This is a genomic window from Paenirhizobium daejeonense (assembly GCF_014280875.1).
Classification (GTDB): Bacteria; Pseudomonadota; Alphaproteobacteria; order Rhizobiales; family Rhizobiaceae; genus Allorhizobium; species Allorhizobium daejeonense.
This window is the reverse complement of sequence record NZ_JACLAL010000005.1, coordinates 282,507-304,419: the sequence shown is the minus strand read 5'-3', so window position 1 is coordinate 304,419 and position 21,913 is coordinate 282,507. Positions and strand designations below refer to the sequence as shown.

The following is a 21,913-nucleotide window of genomic DNA, read 5'->3' as shown; positions in this document are numbered from 1 at the left end:
CAGAGATTGTGCGCTTGCCAAGTGAAATTCGAGGGGCCGCGATAAAAATTCGGGCAAATGCTGGAAAAACTGAAGTTCAGCCGGTAGACCACGCTTGCGAATTTTTTGTGTCCTTATGTCTTTTACACAGGTCGAACGCTGCAATGCAACAACGCGAAGTTGCCACCATCGGTATCATTGTCGTAGCAGCGGGACGCGGAGAACGCGCCGGAGCCTCCGACGAGGGACCGAAACAGTATCGCCGAATCGGCGGACATCCGGTGATCGCACATACTCTGGAGAAGTTTCTCGCCTGGAAGAGGTCGGGACCGATCATCGCGGTTATCCATCAGGATGACCATGAACTCTTTGAAAATATGCGACTTTGCCTGAGAGAAGGGAACAGAGTCATTACTGTGAACGGGGGAGCAACCCGCCAGCAGTCCGTTCTGGCAGGTCTTCGCGCTCTTTCGCAGCACGGTGCAAGTCACGTGATGATCCATGATGCGGTCCGCCCATTTTTCGACGAAGAACTTCTCAACCGTGTGGCGACTTGTCTTGAACAGGGGAATGCCGGTGTTCTGCCAGCGATGCCGGTTACCGACACGTTGAAGCGATCGAGCGCGGACGGACACGTCGCCGAAACAGTAGACCGCGCGGGCCTTTTCGCGGCCCAGACTCCGCAAGCTTTTGCGCTGCCGGTGATTCTCCATGCCCATGAAAGGGCAGCGGCGGACGGCCGCAGCGACTTCACCGACGACGCCTCGATTGCGGAATGGGCCGGCATCCCGGTGCAGCTGGTAGAGGGGTCACCCGACAACGTGAAACTGACCGTGAAAAGAGATATCGCCATGGCCGATGCCAAACTTTCCAGCCCCACCGCCCTGCCCGACGTCCGCACCGGCAACGGCTACGACGTGCATCAGTTGGAGCCTGGCGATGGCGTTACCCTTTGCGGGATCTTCATTCCCCACGACCAAAAACTCAGGGGCCATTCCGATGCCGACGTCGCGCTACATGCGCTGACTGACGCGCTGCTTGCCACCTGCGGTGCCGGCGATATTGGCGACCACTTCCCGCCTTCGGATCCGCAATGGAAAGGCGCCCCCTCTCGAATCTTTCTGGAGCATGCGGCCCGTATCGTTCGCGAGAACGGAGGAACGATCATGAATGCGGATGTATCCCTAATCGCGGAGGCCCCGAAAGTCGGTCCGCACAGGCTGGAAATGCGGGAGAGGCTCTCCGAGATTCTCGAAATCACGCTCGACCGCTGCTCGGTCAAGGCAACCACAAACGAGAAGATCGGCTTCATCGGCCGGCGCGAAGGCATCGCCGCCATCGCCACCGCAACGGTGGTCTATGGAGTGCAGGCAAAATGACGATCTTTCCAGATGATATCGAAGCTTCCGCCGCCCGCATCATTGCCGACTTTTCGGCCCGTGGCCTGACGATCGCGACGGCAGAATCCTGCACAGGCGGCCTGATTGCCGGTGCACTTACAGAGGTTTCCGGCTCCTCGGCTGTGGTAGACCGTGGTTTCGTCACCTATTCCAACCAGGCGAAGGCTGACATGCTCGGCGTCTCCACCGAAGTTCTGACGCGCTTCGGTGCGGTATCCCGCGAGACTGCCCTGCAGATGGTCGATGGCGCGCTGCGACGCTCGGGCGCCAACGTCGCCGTTGCGGTTACCGGCGTCGCAGGTCCAACCGGCGGGACAGCCGAAAAACCAGTCGGCCTCGTGCATCTGGCGGCCAAGAGCCAGAGCGGATTGCTGATCCATCGCGAAATGCGCTATGGGGCCATGAGCCGCACGGAAATAAGACTATCTACAGTGCGAACCGCTTTCGAACTGCTGGCAGCAGTTGCCGGCTGACGTTGACGTCAGGCCGTGTAGATCTTGTCTGCTCGCGCCTCGAAAGCCTCCGTGAACATTCGAAAGGCACGATCGAACATCGAGCCCATGACCGCGCCGAGGATACGGTTCTTGAACTCGTAGCTGATGAAGAAGTTCACGTCGCAGCCGCCGTCGGCCCGCCCCTCGAAACGCCAACGATTGTCGAGATAGCGGAACGGACCTTCAATATACTTCACGTCGATCACCTGTTCGCCTGGCACCAGAAGCACCTGCGTGGTGAAGGTTTCGCGGATTGCCTTGTAACCCACGGTCATGTCCGCGATCAGCAGTTCCTTGCCGTCGCGTTCGCGGCGCGAACGGATCGTCAAAGCCTCGCAAAGAGGCAAGAATTCCGGGTAGCGTTCGACATCGGCTACGAGGTTGAACATCTGGGTTGCGGAGTGACGAACCGTGCGTCTGGTCTCAAATTCTGGCATGCTCCTCAAATATGCAATTGGCAAACAAGAGACAAGCCGTTTGCCGGCCTGCGGCATTGTGAAGAGCCGGCACAAATTCCTACACAGCCCAATATACAGGCTTCCCGCCCGTTTTATAATTAGCGGCCGAGAGATGCACGACGGTGCGACGCGCCAAGCCGCCTGCGCCAGATGATACTCGTAGCATCAACCTATTTGCTCGCGACCTGTTCAGCCAGAAACGAAAGCCCGCTCTCCCATACTGACAAGCAACCGTTCAGAAGCAGCGTGCGATCTCAACGTCAGAACGGACACCTCACCGGAAAAGGCCGCGAGTTGCGCATCGACCTGAGGCGCGGAATGGCGCTCGAAATTCCAGACATAGCGCAGGAACTCCAGCGTCACCCTCTCGGGGCAACCGTCTGCCATTTCCGGTCGACTGCGTCCGCGGTAACGGATACCGCGTGACAAGACGCCATAAAGCGACACCAGACGCGGCGGCCGCATCCAGATGACAATATCCGCTCGCGGTAGCCTGATGGGCAGTGTGCCCGGGCTGGTTCCGTCCATGATCCAGCGCGACGTCGCCGCGATTTCGACGATACGCTTTACCGCTTCTTCGCGCGGTCGCTGCTGCCAGCCGGGCAACCAGAACACCTCGCGATCCATGGAAATGTGCGGCAGATCCAGTAACTCCCCGAGCTTGCGGGACAAGGTGCTCTTGCCGCTACCGGAACAACCGAGCACCAGCAAACGCCTACATCCCGGCAACAACCGCGCCGCTGTTTCCACATCGATATAACGGACAGGCATGGGCGAAGCTCCGAAGCAAGACGGGCGCTCCGACATGCGGAACGCCCGTGCATAACACAGATCTTGTATTGGCCTTAAGCGCCGGCGCGAACTGCCTCTTCTGCCAGCATCTTCTCGCGATTGGCCTTCAGCCGTGCGAAGTCATCACCGGCATGGTGGGATGAACGCGTGAGCGGGCTCGAAGAGACCATAAGGAAGCCCTTGGCATAGGCGACGGTCTCATAGGACTTGAACTCGTCCGGAGTAACGAAACTCATCACCTGATGATGCTTGCGGGTCGGTTGCAGGTACTGGCCGATGGTCAGGAAGTCGACATCAGCGGTCCTGAGATCGTCCATCAGCTGAAGGACTTCATTCCGTTCTTCGCCGAGACCGACCATGATGCCGGACTTGGTAAACATGGTCGGATCCAGTTCCTTCACGCGCTGCAAAAGGCGGACGGAGTGGAAGTAGCGAGCGCCCGGACGAACGGTCAGATAATTGCCCGGAACGGTTTCCATGTTGTGGTTGAAGACGTCTGGCTTTGCGGCAACGACACGCTCCAGAGCGCCCGGCTTCTTCAGGAAGTCCGGCGTCAGGATCTCGATGGTCGTCTGGGGAGAAGCCGCACGGATCGCCCAGATTACCTTCTCGAAATGCTCTGCGCCGCCATCCTCCAGATCGTCACGGTCGACGGAAGTGATGACCACATGGGACAGGCCCATCTGCTTCACGGCCTTGGCGACGTTTTCCGGCTCGTCGAGATCGAGCGCGTTCGGCTTGCCGGTCGCGACGTTGCAGAAGGCACAGGCGCGCGTACAGATCTCGCCCATGATCATGAAGGTGGCGTGCTTCTTGTCCCAGCACTCGCCGATGTTCGGGCAGCCGGCTTCCTCGCAGACGGTCACCAGCTTGTGCGAGCGCACGAGATCGCGCGTCTCCGCATAGCCCTTGGAGGTCGGAGCCTTCACGCGGATCCATTCCGGCTTGCGCAACACCTCGGTATCCGGGCGATGAGCCTTCTCCGGGTGACGGACGCGCTTTTCCTCGAGATTTGTCCTGTCGAGGATGGTGACCATGGTTCAGCCTTCCTTTGCCGCAGCCATTGCAGCGAATGAGTTTAGCGTCGCACCAGCTTGACGACGAAGAGCAATATGCAGGCGCCGACAAAGCTGGTGATCAGATAACCGAGCCAGTCGCCTTCCACGAAGATGCCGAAGCGCCGGAAAACCGCCGAAGCAATGACCGCACCGACGATGCCGATGATGATGTTCATCAGCACACCGAAACGCACATCCACAAGCTTGCCTGCCAGCCAGCCGGCGAGACCGCCGACGATCAACATCAGGAACCAGCCGATTTCAAAGCCTGCCATTGCTACATCCTTCCGTGGGACATCCGCGGTCTATATAGGCCGCGGCATCGATCATCACAACAGGCTCAGGCGTTGAGCGCGCGACCGTAAGCGTCCAGCACGCTTTCCTTCAGCGTTTCCGAAATGGTCGGATGCGGGAAGATGGTGTGCATCAGTTCTTCCTCGGTGGTTTCGAGGTTCATCGCCACCACGAAACCCTGGATGAGTTCGGTCACTTCCGCACCCACCATGTGGGCTCCGAGAAGCTCTCCGGTCTTCTTGTCGAAGATGGTCTTGACCAGACCCTGATCTTCGCCGAGCGCAATCGCCTTGCCGTTGGCGACGAAGGGGAAGCGGCCGACGCGGATGTCGCGGCCCTGCTCCTTGGCCTTGGCTTCGGTCAGGCCGACAGAAGCGACCTGCGGGTGGCAATAGGTGCAGCCGGGAATCTTGGCCTTGTCCATCGGATGCACGTTCGGAAGGCCTGCCAGCTTCTCGATGCAGATGACGGCTTCGTGCTCGGCCTTGTGGGCCAGCATCGGCGGACCTGCGACGTCGCCGATCGCATAGATGCCCGGTACGTTGGTCTTGCCGTAACCGTCGATGGCGATGAAGCCGCGATCGGTCTTCACGCCGAGCGCCTCAAGGCCGATGTTCTCGATGTTGGCCTGAACGCCCACGGCCGAAATCATCCGGTCGGCAGTGATCTTCTCGACCGATCCGTCCTTCTTCTGGACATGGGCGGTGATGGAGTTTGCACCCTTCTCGACCTTTGCGACCTTGGCTTCCAGCAGGATCTTCATGCCCTGCTTTTCGAACTGCTTCTTTGCCAGCGCGGAAATTTCGGCGTCCTCGACCGGCATGACCTGGGTCATGACTTCAACGACGGTCACATCGACACCCATGGTGCGATAGAAGGAGGCGAATTCAATGCCGATGGCGCCGGAGCCCATGACGAGCAGCGATTTCGGCATTTCCTCGGGCTTCATCGCTTCGAAATAGGTCCAGATCAGCTTGCCATCCGGCTCGATGCCTGGAAGCGCACGCGGACGCGCGCCGGTGGCGACGACAATGTGCTTGGCAGTATAGGTGCCTTCCGGCAGCACATTCTTCGGAAGCGGAGCCTGCGGCTGCTGGATCGCCTTGGTGGTCTTGGAAACGACGATCTCGCCGGGCTTGGTGAGCTTTGCCTCGCCCCAGATGACATCGACCTTGTTCTTCTTCATCAGGAAGCCGACACCGCCGTTCATACGCTGCGCGATCCCGCGCGAACGGGCGACGATCGCCTTCAGGTCCGGCGTAACAGTGCCTTCGACCTTGATGCCGTATTCACCAGGATGCTGGGCGTAATGCAGGATTTCGGCGGAACGCAGCAGAGCCTTGGTGGGAATGCAGCCCCAATTGGAGCAGATGCCGGCCAGATGTTCGCGCTCAACGATGGCAGTCTTCAGGCCAAGCTGGGCAGCGCGGATTGCGGCAATGTAACCGCCGGGGCCGGAGCCGATAATGATGACGTCATAGGCGTTGGACACTGGTCTTCATCTCCCTTTTTGTCCGGAGCGAGCCCCGTCCTGCGACGGAGCCCTTCCGAGGGATGAGACCAGCCCGATCAAGCCTTGGTCAGCATCCCGTAGATTTCATCCTTCAGAACCATGCGCTGCTTGCGCATCGTTTCCATCTGCACGTCGCCGACCGGCTCGACCTCGGTCTCGGCGCGATGGATCGCACGGTTCACCTCGCGGTAGTCTTCCAGAAGCTTGCCAAAACGCTCGTCACCAGCCTTCAGCGCGTGCATCTTCTCTGCGTATTCCGGAAACTCGTCCTGGATTTCGTGCGGGGTGTTCGACATTCGATATCTCCTCTTTTGTCGGTCGATATTCAAAGTCTATTCACCCGGTCGTCTTTCTCCTTGATCCTGATCAATTTTTTCGGATCGAACTCATATACCCAACATCATGCGCACGACCGGCTCGAGACCGCGCCCGATGGCGCGCGTATTGGCCGCATCGAGATGAATTCCATCGAGCGGCGTCGTCTTCGCCACCAGTCCGGCATCGAAGAAACCGCAACCGTTTTCATCGGCAAGATCCCGGTAGAGACTTGCGAGCATGGCCGATTCGTCCAGCGCACCCCTGAACGTGGCAGCGAAAGCAGCATTGGCAGTCTCGCAGACCGGAGGCGGCGAAACCACCAGCACATCCGGACCTTCAAAATCAAAACCCCAGTCATGCAGCCTGACCTGCCGGATCAGGCGACCAATACCCTTGGCGGCAGCGATCGCAGTCCCGGCAACAGTTTGCTTCATGTCGTTGGTGCCGAGCATGAGGATCACGAGATCCAGCGGCTTGTGCGTCTCCAGCACGCTCGGCAGCAGTTTCACGCCATTGCGGTCGCAATCGGCAAGATGGTCGTCATAGGCGGTGGTTCGTCCGTTCAACCCTTCGGCGATGACGCTGACACTGGCTCCAAGCGCGCCCTGCAGCACACTCGGCCAACGATCCTCATGGGCATGCCGGCCCATGTTCTCCGGATCGTATCCCCAGGTCAGACTGTCGCCGTAGCAGAGAACGGATTTCATCGAACCGCTCTCCCGGTCAGACCAGCATTCCCATCGGGCTTTCTATATAGCGCTTGAAGGCCGAAGCGAGTTCGGCGCCGAGCGCTCCATCGATGACGCGGTGGTCGAAGGCGAAGGTCGCGGTCATGACGGTGCCGATCTTAATCTCGCCGTTCTTCACCACCGGCTTTTCAATGCCGGCGCCGATCGAGACGATCGAAGCATGAGGCGGATTGATGATCGAGGTGAAGTTCGACACGCCGAACATGCCGAGGTTGGACACCGCCGTGGTACCGCCCTGGTATTCATCCGGCTTCAGCTTCTTGTCACGGGCGCGCTTGGCAAGGTCCTTCATCTCGTTGGAGATGACGGAAAGCGTCTTCTGCTCGGCCTTGCGAATGATCGGCGTGATGAGGCCGTCCGGAATGGCAACCGCCACTCCGACATCCGAATGCTTGTGCAGGAGGCGTGCAGTGGAGGTCCACGAGGCGTTTGCCGCCGGAACGTCGCGGAGCGCAAGCGCCATCGCCTTGATGATGAAGTCATTGACCGACAACTTGAAGGTCGGAACTTCGCCCTTTTCCGTCTTCACCGTCGGGGCGGACTTGTTGATGTCGGCGCGCAGCTTCAACAGTGCGTCGATCTCGCAATCCATCGAGACGAAGTAGGACGGAACGGTCTGGTGCGATTCCAGAAGGCGCGAGGCGATCGTCTTGCGCATGCCGTCATGCGGCAGGACCTCGTAGGAACCCTGCTCGAACAGCTTGAGAACGGCGTCGTCGCCCGCACCCTTGGCAAGGGCCGGAGCCGGAGCGGCGGCGGATGCTGCTGCAGCCGGTGCCGGAGCAGCCTTTGCACCGCCGGACGCAATTGTCTTCTCGATATCGCTCTTGACGACGCGGCCATGCGGGCCGGTGCCGGAGACGACGGAAAGGTCGAGACCGGCTTCCTTGGCCAGACGACGGGCCAATGGCGAAGCGAAGACGCGATTGGCATCCGACTTTACCGGTGCAGCCGCAACCGGAGCCGCGGCAGCGACGGGCGCTGCGGCAGCCGGAACAGGCTGAGCAGCAGGTGCGGCTTCGGCCTTCGGAGCGGGAGCGGAGGCAGCACCGCCTGCGGCGGCGGCCTGAACATCCTCGCCTTCCGCGGCCAGAACGGCAATCAGGGTGTTGACCTTGACGCCTTCGGTTCCAGCCGGCACGACGATCTTCGCAAGTGTCCCCTCGTCGACAGCTTCCACTTCCATGGTCGCCTTGTCGGTCTCGATCTCGGCAATGACATCGCCCGACTTGATCTGGTCGCCTTCCTTGACAAGCCACTTGGCAAGATTGCCCTCTTCCATGGTCGGGGAGAGTGCCGGCATCGTGATGTTGATCGGCATGTTACTACCCTCCCGTTACTTGTAGCAGACGGTTTTCACCGCCTGGACGACTTCGCCGACATTCGGCAGCGCCAGCTTTTCGAGATTTGCCGCGTAAGGCATCGGAACGTCCTTGCCGGCAATCGTCAGGATCGGCGCATCGAGGTAATCGAAGGCCTGCTGCATGACGCGGGTGGCGATTTCGGTGCCGACCGACGACTGCGGATAACCTTCCTCGACCGTGACGAGACGACCGGTCTTCTTGACCGATTCGACCACGGTCGGGATGTCCATCGGACGGATGGTGCGAAGGTCGATCAGCTCGACGTCGATGCCTTCCTTGGACAGTTCCTCGACAGCCTTGGTGGCATAGGTCATGCCAATGCCCCAGGATACGACCGTGACGTCGGAGCCGGCCTTGTGGATGCGCGCCTTGCCGATCGGCAGGACGAAATCATCGAGCTTCGGCACTTCAAAGGAATGACCGTAGAGGATTTCGTTTTCGAGGAAGATCACCGGGTTCGGATCGCGGATGGCAGCCTTCAGCAGACCCTTGGCATCAGCGGCCGTATATGGCTGGATGACCTTGAGGCCCGGAATGTGGCTGTACCAGGATGCGTAGTCCTGGCTGTGCTGGGCCGCAACACGTGCGGCCGCTCCGTTCGGACCACGAAACACGATCGGTGCGCCCATCTGGCCGCCGGACATGTAGAGTGTCTTGGCCGCGGAGTTGATGATCTGGTCAATCGCCTGCATGGCGAAGTTGAAGGTCATGAACTCGACGATCGGGCGAAGGCCTGCCATGGCCGCACCGACGCCGACGCCGGCAAAGCCGTGCTCGGTGATCGGGGTGTCGACCACGCGCTTCGGACCGAATTCCTGCAGAAGGCCCTGGGTGATCTTGTAGGCGCCCTGATACTCGGCGACTTCCTCGCCCATGATGAAGACGTCCGGATTGGAGCGCATTTCCTCGGCCATGGCTTCGCGAAGCGCTTCGCGAACGGTCATGGTCACCATTTCGGTGCCGGCCGGGATATCCGGATCGGCGGCGACGGTTACAACGGGTGCAGCTGGAACCGAAGCGGAAGCAGCCGGCTTTTCGGCTTCGACAGCGGCAGGAGCCGGGGCAACGTCGGCCTTCGGCAAAGCGGCAGGCTTTTCGTTGCCGATGTCGGCGGCGGTTTCGCCATCCTGCAGCAGTACTGCGATCGGCGTGTTGACCTTGACGTTTTCGGTGCCGGCGGCAACCAGAAGCTTGCCGAGCACGCCTTCATCAACGGCTTCCACTTCCATGGTGGCCTTGTCGGTTTCGATTTCGGCGATCACGTCGCCGGACTTTACGGCGTCGCCTTCCTTCTTGACCCACTTGGACAGGGTACCCTCTTCCATGGTCGGAGAAAGGGCGGGCATGAGAATATCGATTGGCATGGGCTTACCCTCTCCCAACTTACAACAGGATATCGGTGTAGAGCTCGGATGCATCCGGCTCCGGGTCGGCCTGGGCGAAATCGGCGCTGTCGGCAACGATGTCGCGGACGTCCTTGTCGATCTGCTTCAGCTCCTCTTCGCTGGCCCAGCCCTTTTCCAGCAGGCGGTTGCGAACCTGCTCGATCGGATCGTGCTCGGAACGCATCTTCTGCACTTCATCCTTTGAGCGATACTTCGCCGGGTCGGACATGGAGTGACCGCGGTAGCGATAGGTCATCATTTCGAGGATGACCGGGCCCTTGCCGGCGCGGCAATATTCGGCAGCCTGCTCGCCCGCGGCGCGAACCGCGCGGACATCCATCCCGTCGACCTGAATGCCGGGGATATTGAAGGAGACGCCGCGCTGCGAGAAGTTCGTCTGCGCGGAAGCGCGCGAGACGGCCGTACCCATGGCGTAGCGGTTGTTCTCGATCACGTAGATGACCGGAAGCTTCCAGAGCTCGGCCATGTTGAAGCTTTCGTAGACCTGACCCTGGTTGGCGGCACCGTCACCGAAGTAGGCGACCGAGACGAGACCGTTGTCACGATAGCTGTTGGCGAAGGCCAGACCGGTACCGAGCGACACCTGGGCGCCGACGATACCGTGACCGCCGTAGAAGTTCTTCTCCTTGGAGAACATGTGCATCGAGCCGCCCTTGCCTTTCGACAAGCCGCCACGACGACCAGTCAACTCAGCCATGACGCCGCGGGCACTCATGCCGCAGGCCAGCATGTGGCCGTGGTCACGATAACCGGTGATGACCTGATCGCCATCCTTCAACGCCATCTGCATGCCGACGACGACAGCTTCCTGGCCGATATAAAGGTGACAGAAACCGCCAATGAAGCCCATGCCGTAAAGCTGGCCGGCCTTTTCCTCGAAGCGGCGGATAAGAAGCATTTCACGATAGGCCTTAAGCTCCGTATCGCGGTCGAACTCGCTGATCGCTCCTTCGGTGAAATCCTTCTTCGCAGGCTTGGCCGTAGTTTTGCGGCTGGTAGCAGTCGCGGATTTGCGCGGCGCCATTCATCCCTCCCGTGCGTTATGGTCGAATTTGGTTGGCCGCAGAATAAGCAAGAAAGAGCTCAACCGCAATGCCAGAATTGCATGCCTCACATTCTATGTAAGCACATGAATTTTTTATGAAATCTTCAATTAACCTGATTTCGGTTAACTACAAGGCCTTGTTAAAAATGACGATTTCGTCGGGCCTGGACATGTTCAGCTGGTAACGCGCCTTCTCATCGATCATGTCACGCTCCAGCGAGCCGTCGCTCATCAACTCCACCTGTCGCTCAAGCTGTTTGCGCTGAGCCACGAGGTGCGCAAGCTCACCGCTGCGAACCACACGCTGGCGCTCGAATTCCTGCGCCGCACGCAGACCGAAATCGCCATGCACGGAATGATAACCGAAGTAGGAAAGAAAGGCGACAGTGACAGCGGGAAGAACGAGGCGTCCGAATTTTCTTTTTTTGTGATGCCTGGTCCACATATGCACGATGCCCTGAAACGCAAAACAGTTCATTCAGATTAGCGTTCAGAGCTTAACCGTTCGTTGACCGAGAGTGTCGGCAAACGAAAAAGCCCGCGCCCCTTTTCAGGGCGCGGGCCGAAAATGCCGCAATTGGAAAAATCAGCCGCGCAGGATGGAGGTGCCGGCATAGGTGGCCTGCGGGCCAAGGGCTTCCTCGATACGGATCAGTTGGTTGTACTTTGCGAGCCGGTCCGAGCGGGCCAGCGAACCGGTCTTGATCTGACCGCAGTTGGTTGCGACGGCGAGGTCGGCAATCGTCGAATCCTCAGTTTCGCCGGAGCGGTGCGACATGACTGCAGTGTAGCGAGCCTTGTGAGCGGTCTCGACGGCGTCGAGGGTCTCGGAAAGCGAGCCGATCTGGTTGACCTTGACGAGGATCGAGTTGGCAACGCCCATCTTGATACCGTCGCGCAGGCGGGCCGAGTTGGTGACGAACAGGTCGTCGCCGACCAGCTGAACCTTGGAGCCGATCTTGTCGGTCAGGGCCTTCCAGCCAGCCCAGTCATCTTCAGCCATGCCGTCCTCGATCGAGATGATCGGGTATTTGGCGGCAAGCTCGGCGAGATAGTCAGCCATTGCTTCCGGCTCGAGGGTACGGCCTTCGCCTTCCAGAACGTACTTGCCGTCCTTGAAGAATTCGGTGGAGGCGCAGTCGAGTGCAAGGAACATGTCCTCGCCCGGACGGTAGCCGGCCTTTTCGATCGACTTCATGATGAAGTCGAGAGCAGCAGGCGCGCTTTCGAGACCCGGAGCAAAACCGCCTTCGTCACCGACGTTCGTGTTGTGACCCTGGGCAGCGAGTTCCTTCTTGAGCGTGTGGAAGACTTCCGAGCCCATGCGGACGGCGTCGCGGATGTTGTCCGCACCAACCGGCATGATCATGAATTCCTGGAAGTCGATCGGGTTGTCGGCATGCGCGCCGCCGTTGATGATATTCATCATCGGAACCGGGAGAACATGAGCGTTCGGACCACCGACATAACGATATAGCGGCAGGCCGGAGGATTCGGCAGCAGCCTTGGCAATAGCGAGCGAGACGCCGAGAATGGCGTTTGCGCCGAGGCGCGACTTGTTCGGCGTGCCGTCGAGTTCGATCATGATCCGGTCGAGCTGGATCTGGTTCTCGGCATCGAGACCGCCGATTGCATCGAAGATTTCGGTATTGACGGCATCGACAGCCTTCTCGACGCCCTTGCCCAGGTAGCGGCTGCCGCCGTCGCGCAGTTCAACGGCTTCATGCGCGCCGGTCGAAGCACCCGACGGAACCGCCGCGCGGCCCATGCTGCCGTCTTCGAGATAGACGTCGACCTCTACGGTCGGATTGCCACGGCTGTCGAGAATTTCGCGGCCGATGATGTCGGTAATGGCGGTCATGTTGGCTCCCTGATGGCTCTTAGTCGAGAGAAGAGGACGGCCTTCTCTTAATCGAAGCAAGGGAAAATACAATGGCAAGCATATGACATCGCAACCAGCGAGGCATCGGGAAAGGCCGAGAAAGAAGGAAAGGGTAAACGGGACAGAAAACGGGAAACGCCGGCCGCTTTCGGGCCGGCGCATCATCATCCGGTCGATGGAAGAGCGTCAGTTACTCTTGGCGATCGCGTCGAACGCGAGGAGCTTCTCCAGAAGCCTCGGCATGTCGTCCAGCCGGACCATGTTAGGTCCGTCGGAGGGAGCATTATCCGGGTCCTCGTGAGTCTCGACGAAGAGCCCGGCAATGCCGACCGCGATCGCAGCGCGCGCCAGGGTCTCGACGAAACGGCGGTCGCCGCCGGTCGAACCGCCCTGCCCGCCCGGCTGCTGCACGGAATGGGTAGCGTCAAAGACCACCGGAGCCCCGGTTTCCGCCATGATCGGCAGCGACCGCATGTCGGAAACCAGCGTGTTGTAGCCGAAGGAAGCGCCGCGCTCGCACAGCAGAACATTAGGATTTCCGCTGGTGGTTATCTTGTTAAGGACATTCTTCATGTCCCAGGGAGCAAGAAACTGGCCCTTCTTGACGTTGATGACACGGCCGGTCTTTGCAGCCGCGACCAGCAAATCCGTCTGGCGGCAAAGAAACGCCGGGATCTGCAGCATGTCGACCACGGGTGCGACCGCCGCGCACTGCTCTTCCGTATGGATGTCGGTGATCACGGGGAAACCGTATTCCTTCTTCAGGTCGGCAAAGACTTCAAGCGCCTTTTCAAGGCCGATGCCGCGCTTGCCCGAAAGGGAGGTGCGGTTCGCCTTGTCGAAGGACGACTTGTAGACGAGGCCAAGGCCGAGGCGATCGCAAAGCTCCTTGAGGACGCCGGCGATCATGAAGGCGTGATCGCGGCTCTCCATCTGGCAGGGACCGGCGATCAGGGCGAAGCGGGCGCTATTGGAGAAAAGCACACGGTTATCGCCCTCGCCCACGAAGACTTCGGAATTGGTGGAATTGCTCATGCGATACCCTCGAAAACAAAAGAAACACCCTGCCCCGCAGCCGGAGGCACGACGAGCCGCGCCCCATGGCGCGCGAATGCGATGCCCCTATCAGCGAGCAGTCGCTCTGTCACGCCGATATCACCGACACGGAAGACGACTGCTACGGCATCCAGCCCCCGCCCGCGCGGGCTGGAAGCAATGCCGTAATAGCCGCTCAACCCCGCAGACGTCAGCGCCTCGATGCGAACATTGGCCGACTGCAGGCCGATGCCGAACGAATGCGCCTCTATTTCGCGTTGACCGAACACGGTTTCAAGGAGGTACTGAAAATCGGAGGGGTTCTCCTCGCTCAGGACCACAGCGGCAATGCCGAGCACGCCATTGTCATGACGCTCCAGACCACCCCGATTGGCAGGAAGAGCATTGACCCGCTGGCATGCAAACAGGAAGAAATCGGGGGCGCGCAGATCGCTTGCGAAGGCCAGGCGGAAACCTGCAGTCGTTTCAGTGCCATCCGGCAGCTTCATCGGGCGTTCGAAATACAGCATGTCGCCCGCCGAAAACCCCGCAGCGCCGAACCTTGCGTGGTCAGCGGTCGCGTCCAGGCTCTTGACGACAATCGCCGAAGCACCTTCTCCCCGACGAAAACGAAACGCCTGATCGCGCGCAACGAATACGTTTCCAGCGCGGGCCGCCGCCTCGCACTCCTCCCGGCTCGCAACCGCCAGAGGCTCCAGATAGGTATCATCGGAGAAGAACACGCAGGCGTTTTCCGTCCCGAATGGGTGGCGGGCATCGGCAGCTACGGTGAACCCCAGGCTTGCAAGCCGCGCACGAGCCTCATCCAGCGCCATGACGGGCAAGACGACATGATCGAGCGCGCGCAGGCTCTCTTGATGGTCGGACATAATCGGAGCCCTTTCGCTCGCCGTTGTGACGGGCGCAGGTTTTAGCCTTTTGCTGCCGATTGGCAAGCAGGCGGGACCGGCAGCCCCCTCGACAGGCCGAGAAAGGAAAATGACGATCCTTGATCGGTTCTTCACGGAAATTTAGGCACTTGCAGAACACAAATGGAACAGATAGTGTCTGTTCTGTATTTGTTTCACATTCGAGGCACCGCAACATGCTGACGCGCAAGCAACAGGAACTGCTTCTGTTCATTCACGAGCGGATGAAGGAATCGGGTGTGCCTCCGTCATTCGACGAGATGAAGGATGCGCTGGATCTTGCCTCCAAGTCCGGCATCCACCGTCTGATTACGGCACTCGAAGAGCGTGGCTTCATTCGTCGCCTGCCCAACCGCGCGCGCGCTCTAGAGGTCATCAAGCTGCCGGAAGCCTATACGCCGAGCCTCCAGCCGCGTCGCGGTTTCTCGCCAAGCGTCATCGAGGGAAGTCTCGGCAAGCCGCAGCCTGTCAGCCCGCCCAAGCCGGTTGCGGAAAACACCAATTCCGTCAACGTTCCGGTCATGGGCCGCATCGCCGCCGGTGTGCCGATCTCGGCAATCCAGAACAATACGCACGACATCACAGTTCCGGCGGAAATGCTGGGTTCGGGCGAACATTACGCGCTTGAGGTCAAGGGCGATTCGATGATCGACGCCGGCATTCTCGATGGCGATACGGTCATCATCCGCAACACATCGACGGCAAGCCCCGGAGATATCGTCGTCGCACTCGTCGATGACGAAGAAGCGACGCTGAAACGCTTCCGTCGGCGCGGCGCATCGATTGCGCTTGAAGCCGCCAATCCGGCCTACGAGACGCGCATCTTCGGACCCGACCGCGTGAAGGTTCAAGGCAAACTCGTCGGCCTCATTCGCCGTTATCACTGATCGTGGCTTCGGGCTGCATTTCTGAAACGGTGCCGCCTCCGCTGGTCACGACGGGACTGTTTTGACCAGGCGTGAATGGCGTTGAAGCCATCTGGAATTTGCCGCTGCGCCAATCGTAATAGCGATGCTGCGACCAGGGGCGCGGCGGACCGCTGAAGGATGCCTCAACAGCAAACTGCCGGGTTGCGCGGTCGCCGAGGCGAAGTTCGATTGCGCCGCTTCTTCTCAGCGTTTCGGCAGTCATCAGGACGGCACCGGATAGGCAACCGGGAAAGTTCGTGCGCCGTTCGGAGATCACCAGGTCGGCGATATCACAAGCCTTGCCCACAAGCGCGCCGTCCTCGACCGTTGCGACGATCCAGCCGTTGGTCAACCTTGCCATGCACCATGTCTTCGACTCACAGATGAAACGGCCGATTTCGATATCGGCCAGCGCTTGGCGCATGCGCTCGACGGACGTGTCCACTTCCACCGGAGTTCGCTTCACCCGACCACCATCAGCAGTCTTTTGCGGAGCGGTAACGGCTATTTCATCGGGAGCGATATGCGTCTTCAATTGCAGGGCCGCAGTCCACTGATCGTATATGAAGGATGGCGGGCGGGCGCGGTTTGTAGCGACTATCGCGGGCGGTTTAAGCAGGCCAACCAAACGGCCATCCTCTGAGACCAGCACGTCTGCGCGTTCAACACCCGTTGCGCCTGAGAATAGTGCCGAGCCAGCGATGACAAGCAACAGGCTGCCGACATGCCGCCAGATGCTGCTTAACAAGGTAAGGAACAGCAGGCCGAGGGATGCGACGGGCAGAAACCATGCCGGCGGCTGCAGAAAGCCGACGCCCTCGCCCCAGGCGGAAACCTCCCGCGCGATGACCAGCACCCATTCCAGACCGACGCCCATGGAAACGAGGAAAGGGGTATCGAGGCCGAAGGGCATCAGCAGCATCGCAACGAGCCCGGCCGGCATGATGATCAACGAAATCAGTGGCATGGCGGCAAGATTTGCCTCGAGACTATGCGGCGCGAGACGATGAAAGTGGGCGATGGCGAAGACTGCCGTCGACAGGCCGCCGATCAGCGAGGTCATGATGGTGCCGGCAATCACGCCCCAACTCCAGCGCAGCGCGTTCGCGCCGGGAAAGTCGAAATCAGGGATCCATCGTCTCGCGGGCCTGTCTCGCCACGCCGCATAACCGGCGATCAGCGCGGCTGTCGCGGCAAACGACATCTGGAAGCTCGGCCCCATGATCGCCGAAGGCGTCACGGCAACGATGACGATCGCGGCTAGCGCAAGATTTCTCAGACTGATTGCCGGTCGGTCGAACAGAACCGCCATGAGCATGATCGCCGTCATGAGGAAGGCGCGAACGGCAGAGACCTGATATCCGGAGATGAGCAGGTAGGTGAAAGCCCCGACAAGCGCGCCGGTGGCTGCAAGCTTCTTGATCGAAACCGCGTGGGCAAGCCCCGGTAGCAGACTCAGCAGCTTGCGCAGACCGACGAAGAAGATACCTGCGGCAAGCGCCATGTTGAGTCCGGAAATGGCGGTGATGTGCGCCAGACCTGAAAGCCGGAGCGCCTCCGTAGCCTCCTTCGACATGGAGCGTCGCTCGCCGGTGATAATGGATGCCGCGAAGGCGCCGGGATCGCCAGGAATGACGGATCGAATACGTGTCGAAATATCGTCCCGGAGAGAAAAAAGCGTCCGGTCGAACCGCAGCCCCCATGTCTCGGCTCCTCCTTCGTAAGGCCTCGACTGCGATTGCGGTGGCCCCAGGAAAAAACCGACTGCGCCGACGCCATCGAAATAGCTGGCGAAAGCGAAATCATTGAGCCCCGGCAATGCGGGACCGGATGGCGGGGATAGGCGTGCCCGGCCGGAGAGATATCCGCCGATCGGCGCCGGCTCGTGCTTGCCGCGGGCAAGAAGCGACACGCGTTCGGGCGGCCGGCGGATCTGTGGGTCTCTGGTTGACGTCACTCTCACCACATATCGCCATTCACCCCTCGATCCCGCTTCCCGCCGCTCAACGATGCCGGAGACGACAGTGGTGACCGGCGTATCCAGAATGATGGTCCCCTCCCGCCATGCCTCCGCATTGGCAAGCATCATCCCCGCGACAAAAAGAGTAGTTGCAAACGCACCGAAGGCCACAAACAGCCGACCGTAGCGCACGACCCACGCGACCGTCGCAAGAACGCCAAACATAATGAAAAGGGCGATAGCGCCGGGCGGCTCGGCCATGCTGAACCATGTGACGGCACCGACTCCAAGGAAGACTGGGACGAAATGGAAGAGGTGGCCATGGGCCTCCTCACCCGCTAAAGCCGTCCTCCCCGCCCGCAAAAGCCTCGCCGAGCCCTCCGCCAGTTGCAGGGCAGCATTGCGTGTCGGTCTTGGCGGAAGGGCAAGGGGATAGTTTTCTTCTACAACCATCAGCGGTTGGGCGAGCCGGCCGTAAGCCTGCTCATTTACGGATTCGTGCTTGGCGACCTGCCCCAAATGCTCCCCCGGCCCACATCTTCGACAGCCTTACGCCGCTTTTTATCCGTCGTTCAACGGCTGCGGCAAGATGGAGGCTCGTTTTGCAAATTAGCAATTTTGGCGTGTACCGAAAAGCATGCAATACCCGAAAGCTTGTTCAATCGATTAAATCTCGCACCTGCCTCTTTAATAGGCTTTTGCGACGCACAATTTGCCCTTTGGATAGCTTGGCATTAACTTCCGTATCATATAGCTACATCCCTACGCTTAAACCCAAGGCGCCCTTCGGGACGCCTCCCGCCAATTCCGGAGGATTAGCATGACGGACAAAAGCGCTTCTTTGAAACTCGGGGAAAAATCGGCTGAACTGCCTGTAAAATCGGGCACGATCGGCCCGGATGTCGTCGATATCGGTACGCTTTACAAGCACACCGGCATGTTCACCTACGACCCTGGTTTCACCTCCACTGCCTCCTGCGAGTCCAAGATCACCTACATCGATGGCGACGAGGGCGTGTTGCTGCACCGCGGCTATCCGATCGAGCAGTTGGCGCAAAAGGGTGATTTCCTCGAGGTCTGCTATCTGCTTCTTTACGGCGAACTGCCAACTGCTGCGCAGAAGAAGGACTTCGACTACCGTGTCACGCACCACACCATGGTGCATGAACAGATGAGCAAGTTCTTCTCTGGCTACCGCCGCGACGCCCATCCGATGGCTGTCATGGTCGGCACGGTTGGCGCTCTCTCGGCCTTCTATCACGACTCCACCGACATCACCGATCCCCACCAGCGCATGGTTGCTTCGCTGCGCATGATCGCCAAGATGCCGACGATCGCGGCCATGGCCTACAAGTACCACATCGGCCAGCCCTTCGTTTACCCGAAAAACGATCTCGACTACGCCTCCAACTTCCTGCGTATGTGCTTTGCCGTGCCGTGCGAAGAGTATAAGGTGAATCCGGTTCTGGCCCGCGCCATGGACCGCATCTTCATCCTGCATGCCGACCACGAGCAGAACGCATCGACCTCGACGGTCCGCCTCGCCGGCTCGTCTGGCGCCAACCCGTTCGCCTGCATCGCTGCCGGCATTGCCTGCCTCTGGGGCCCGGCCCACGGCGGCGCGAACGAAGCAGCACTCAACATGCTGATGGAAATCGGTTCCGTAGATCGTATTCCGGAGTACATCGCCCGCGCCAAGGACAAGAACGATCCGTTCCGCCTGATGGGATTCGGTCACCGCGTCTACAAGAACTATGACCCGCGCGCCAAGATCATGCAGCAGACCATGTACGAAGTACTGGAGGCAACCGGTCATTCGGACGATCCGCTGATGCAGGTCGCACTGGAACTGGAACGCATCGCGCTCAGCGACGAGTACTTCAAGGAAAAGAAGCTCTACCCGAACGTCGACTTCTATTCGGGCATCACGTTGCGTGCACTCGGCTTCCCCACCACCATGTTCACCGTACTCTTCGCTCTCGCCCGCACCGTCGGCTGGATCGCTCAGTGGAACGAGATGATCGAAGATCCGCAGCAGCGCATCGGTCGCCCGCGCCAGCTCTACACCGGCGCTCCGAAGCGCGACTATGTAGCGGTCTCCAAGCGCTGATCTGCTTCATTCAATCGACAGAAAACGCCGGCGGATTTCTCCGCCGGCGTTTTTCGTTTGAGGGAGAACGTCGGCTGCTGCTCACATGGCGTGAGCCTTCAGCTTCAGTCAGACACTTCCTTTCAGTAAAACGGTCGTGGCTGGATGCCTCCCCTCACGCAAAGCTGAATTCATTGCACGCTCAAATGTTGCCGACGCGCAAGGCTTTTCGCCATTCTAGCCTTCATTTCCGCCAAGCTTTGATTTAAGGAACGTTTTCTGCTTCGCAGGCCCCGCGAATATCCGCAATGAGGTATTTGAGTTCCGATGCTCACCGTTCTGAGAAAAGCCGCCCATACGGCGGTCGCAAAGTTGTTGATGCTTCTGCTTGTCGTATCCTTCGGGGTCTGGGGAATATCAGCATCGCTCTTCAGCTCCACAAGCAATGCGGTGGTTACCGTCGGTGACCAGACGATTTCGCCGAACGAGTTCAGTCTCGCCTACCAGCGCAAGCTTGCAGAACTCGGCCGCCGCTTCGGTGTGCAGCTAACCAGCGAGCAGGCCCGGGCGCTCGGCGTGGAGAACCAGGTTTTCGCCGAGCTTTCTGCAGGTGCTGCCCTCGACCAGCTTTCGCAGGACATGCGTCTCGGTCTTTCCGAAGACAAGCTCGCCCAGCTGATTGCAGAGGATCCGGCCTTCAAGTCCGATAACGGCCAGTTCGACCGTCAGCTCTTCACCAGCCGCCTGCGCAACGCCGGCCTCCGAGAGGACGATTATATCCGCGAACGCTCCAAGGTTGCCGTACGTAGCCAGATCGTGGAGGCGACGTCGGATGGTTTCACCGCGCCGAAGGTTCTCGTCGATGCTCTTAAGAGCTATCGCTACGAGAACCGTGATATCTCCTATATCCTCTTGACCAATGCCAATATCGATCCGGTCAAGGCGCCCGACGAAAAGACGCTTGCGACCTGGTTCGACACCGTGAAAAGCCGCTACCGGGCACCAGAATATCGCAGTCTCACCTATGTGAAGCTCGAAGCCGCCGATATAGCGGACAAGGGCGCCATTACCGACGAAGCGATCGCTGAGGATTATGAAAAGCGGAAGGCAAGCTACGAGATCGCCGGAACGCGAACAATCGAGCAACTCTCCTTCGAAAACCGCGAAATGGCTGAGGCGGCTGAAGCCGAACTCAAGTCCGGCACACTGTTCGACCAGCTTGTTACCGATCAGGGCAAGACCGCAAGCGACGTGCTGCTCGGCGAGTTCTCCCGTGACAAGCTTCCCGATCCCGCCCTTGCGGATGCGGCCTTCGCCGTAACCAAGGAAGGCGCGACAACGCCGGTTGTCGACGGGGCGCTAGGTCCGGTCATTCTTCGGGTCACCAATATCAAGGAAGGCCGCACCCGCAGCCTCGACGAGGTTCGCGAGGAGATCCGCGAATCGCTCGCCGATTCCGCTGCCGTTCAGGACATCGCGAACGTGCATGACCGTTTCGAAGACCTGAGGGCCGGCGGCATGCCTCTCGATGAAGCGGCAAAGGAACTGAAGCTGTCCGCCGTTACTGTGAAAGCTGTCGACCGTAATGGCAAGGATGAGAACGGAAACGATGTTTCCAATCTGCCCGAGCGTCAGGCGCTTCTCGATGAAGCTTTCCAAACGGATGTCGGTGTCGAGGCACTGCCTATCAACATCGGCAATGGCGGCTATGTTTGGCTCGAGGTGAAGGACATCACCGCGGAGCGAGACCGTACACTGGACGAAGTGCACGACAAGGCCGTCGCCGACTGGACTGCCGAGCAGCAGAAAATTGCGCTCGGAGCCAAGGCCGAGAGCCTGAAGCAGCGCCTCGCCCAGGGCGGTACGCTGGAGGACGCTGCGGCAGAACTCGGCCTTGCTGTCGAAACGAAGCTCGGCCTTCAGCGCCAGACGGAAGACGCCGTCCTCGGCCCGGCCGCTGTCGTTGCAGCCTTCAGTGGCCCCGTCGGCACTGTTGCCACCGCTCCGGGAGGTGATCCGTCGACCCAGATCCTGCTGAAGGTTACCGATGAACGTGATCAGGGTTCGTCCGATGTGCTGACCAATGACGATGCACAGATCACGGAAATCGCCCGCGCTGCCGGTGACGATATCCTCGACCAGATGGTGAGCCGCCTGCAGGCGCAGTATGGCGTCACGATCAACCAGACCCTTGCCGAACAGGCGATGGTTCGTCGCTAGGCGCAGGGGGAAGAGAAAAG

Annotated in this window: 20 protein-coding genes; 5 read left to right on the top strand and 15 right to left on the bottom strand. The window is 59.8% G+C overall.

Annotated elements, in window-relative coordinates:
- The first annotated feature begins 143 nt into the window (after nucleotides 1-143).
- Both H4I99_RS14055 and H4I99_RS14050 read left to right on the top strand, forming a co-directional pair.
- On the top strand, nucleotides 144-1,358 hold the full coding sequence (locus H4I99_RS14055) for a bifunctional 2-C-methyl-D-erythritol 4-phosphate cytidylyltransferase/2-C-methyl-D-erythritol 2,4-cyclodiphosphate synthase (protein WP_163906310.1): 1,215 nt from the start codon (nucleotides 144-146) through the stop codon (nucleotides 1,356-1,358).
- Nucleotides 1,355-1,852 carry a CinA family protein gene (locus tag H4I99_RS14050; protein ID WP_163905469.1) on the top strand — a complete coding sequence of 166 codons (498 nt, stop codon included), beginning with the start codon at nucleotides 1,355-1,357 and terminating at the stop codon, nucleotides 1,850-1,852. The genes H4I99_RS14055 and H4I99_RS14050 overlap by 4 nt, the downstream gene beginning before the upstream one ends.
- An 8-nt stretch (nucleotides 1,853-1,860) precedes the next feature.
- On the opposite strand, the gene H4I99_RS14045 is transcribed toward H4I99_RS14050, so the two are convergent.
- From H4I99_RS14045 to H4I99_RS13980, 14 genes are all read right to left on the bottom strand, one after another.
- On the bottom strand, nucleotides 1,861-2,310 hold the full coding sequence (locus H4I99_RS14045) for a type II toxin-antitoxin system RatA family toxin (protein WP_163905467.1): 450 nt from the start codon (nucleotides 2,308-2,310) through the stop codon (nucleotides 1,861-1,863).
- A 210-nt stretch (nucleotides 2,311-2,520) separates the two neighbouring features.
- Complete coding sequence (locus H4I99_RS14040) at nucleotides 2,521-3,102, bottom strand: P-loop NTPase family protein (RefSeq protein ID WP_244625083.1); 582 nt, start codon at nucleotides 3,100-3,102, stop codon at nucleotides 2,521-2,523.
- Nucleotides 3,103-3,176: 74 nt separating this feature from the next.
- Nucleotides 3,177-4,160: a lipoyl synthase gene (gene lipA, locus H4I99_RS14035; RefSeq protein ID WP_163905463.1), complete on the bottom strand. Its 984-nt coding sequence runs from the start codon at nucleotides 4,158-4,160 to the stop codon at nucleotides 3,177-3,179.
- Between the two features lie 41 nt (nucleotides 4,161-4,201).
- Complete coding sequence (locus tag H4I99_RS14030) at nucleotides 4,202-4,456, bottom strand: GlsB/YeaQ/YmgE family stress response membrane protein (RefSeq protein WP_163905461.1); 255 nt, start codon at nucleotides 4,454-4,456, stop codon at nucleotides 4,202-4,204.
- 65 nt (nucleotides 4,457-4,521) lie between these two features.
- On the bottom strand, nucleotides 4,522-5,967 hold the full coding sequence (gene lpdA / locus H4I99_RS14025) for a dihydrolipoyl dehydrogenase (RefSeq protein ID WP_099057768.1): 1,446 nt from the start codon (nucleotides 5,965-5,967) through the stop codon (nucleotides 4,522-4,524).
- Nucleotides 5,968-6,044: 77 nt separating this feature from the next.
- Nucleotides 6,045-6,284: an HP1242/YdcH family protein gene (locus H4I99_RS14020; protein WP_099057767.1), complete on the bottom strand. Its 240-nt coding sequence runs from the start codon at nucleotides 6,282-6,284 to the stop codon at nucleotides 6,045-6,047.
- A 90-nt stretch (nucleotides 6,285-6,374) separates the two neighbouring features.
- Nucleotides 6,375-7,013, bottom strand: a complete 639-nt coding sequence (locus tag H4I99_RS14015; protein ID WP_163905460.1) for an SGNH/GDSL hydrolase family protein — start codon at nucleotides 7,011-7,013, stop codon at nucleotides 6,375-6,377.
- Nucleotides 7,014-7,029: 16 nt separating this feature from the next.
- Nucleotides 7,030-8,376, bottom strand: coding sequence for a pyruvate dehydrogenase complex dihydrolipoamide acetyltransferase (locus H4I99_RS14010; protein ID WP_163905459.1), 1,347 nt, complete (start codon nucleotides 8,374-8,376; stop codon nucleotides 7,030-7,032).
- A 15-nt stretch (nucleotides 8,377-8,391) separates the two neighbouring features.
- Complete coding sequence (locus H4I99_RS14005) at nucleotides 8,392-9,783, bottom strand: pyruvate dehydrogenase complex E1 component subunit beta (protein ID WP_163905458.1); 1,392 nt, start codon at nucleotides 9,781-9,783, stop codon at nucleotides 8,392-8,394.
- 19 nt (nucleotides 9,784-9,802) lie between these two features.
- Nucleotides 9,803-10,849 carry a pyruvate dehydrogenase (acetyl-transferring) E1 component subunit alpha gene (gene pdhA, locus H4I99_RS14000; RefSeq protein WP_163905457.1) on the bottom strand — a complete coding sequence of 349 codons (1,047 nt, stop codon included), beginning with the start codon at nucleotides 10,847-10,849 and terminating at the stop codon, nucleotides 9,803-9,805.
- A gap of 148 nt (nucleotides 10,850-10,997) precedes the next feature.
- A complete protein-coding gene (locus tag H4I99_RS13995) occupies nucleotides 10,998-11,315 on the bottom strand; it encodes an FtsB family cell division protein (RefSeq protein WP_099060005.1) in 318 nt (105 codons plus the stop codon).
- A 141-nt stretch (nucleotides 11,316-11,456) separates the two neighbouring features.
- Nucleotides 11,457-12,731, bottom strand: a complete 1,275-nt coding sequence (gene eno, locus H4I99_RS13990; protein WP_163905456.1) for a phosphopyruvate hydratase — start codon at nucleotides 12,729-12,731, stop codon at nucleotides 11,457-11,459.
- A gap of 207 nt (nucleotides 12,732-12,938) precedes the next feature.
- Complete coding sequence (kdsA, locus tag H4I99_RS13985; protein ID WP_163905455.1) at nucleotides 12,939-13,787, bottom strand: 3-deoxy-8-phosphooctulonate synthase; 849 nt, start codon at nucleotides 13,785-13,787, stop codon at nucleotides 12,939-12,941.
- Nucleotides 13,784-14,677 (bottom strand): VOC family protein, encoded by an 894-nt coding sequence (locus H4I99_RS13980; RefSeq protein WP_163905453.1) that lies wholly within the window; start codon nucleotides 14,675-14,677, stop codon nucleotides 13,784-13,786. Before H4I99_RS13980 ends, kdsA begins: the two co-directional genes overlap by 4 nt.
- A 215-nt stretch (nucleotides 14,678-14,892) precedes the next feature.
- Here H4I99_RS13980 and lexA point away from each other — a divergent pair, with 215 nt between their 5' ends.
- Entirely contained in the window at nucleotides 14,893-15,603 is a 711-nt protein-coding gene (gene lexA, locus H4I99_RS13975) for a transcriptional repressor LexA (protein WP_099057759.1), read from the top strand.
- Here lexA and H4I99_RS13970 read toward each other — a convergent pair.
- Nucleotides 15,584-18,103, bottom strand: a complete 2,520-nt coding sequence (locus H4I99_RS13970; RefSeq protein ID WP_244625082.1) for a ComEC/Rec2 family competence protein — start codon at nucleotides 18,101-18,103, stop codon at nucleotides 15,584-15,586. The two genes, lexA and H4I99_RS13970, sit on opposite strands and share 20 nt — an antisense overlap.
- 301 nt (nucleotides 18,104-18,404) lie before the next feature.
- On the opposite strand from H4I99_RS13970, the gene gltA reads away from it, so the two are divergent.
- Nucleotides 18,405-19,694 carry a citrate synthase gene (gltA, locus tag H4I99_RS13965; protein WP_163905451.1) on the top strand — a complete coding sequence of 430 codons (1,290 nt, stop codon included), beginning with the start codon at nucleotides 18,405-18,407 and terminating at the stop codon, nucleotides 19,692-19,694.
- A gap of 306 nt (nucleotides 19,695-20,000) precedes the next feature.
- Nucleotides 20,001-21,893: a peptidylprolyl isomerase gene (locus tag H4I99_RS13960; RefSeq protein ID WP_163905449.1), complete on the top strand. Its 1,893-nt coding sequence runs from the start codon at nucleotides 20,001-20,003 to the stop codon at nucleotides 21,891-21,893.
- Nucleotides 21,894-21,913: the final 20 nt, after the last annotated feature.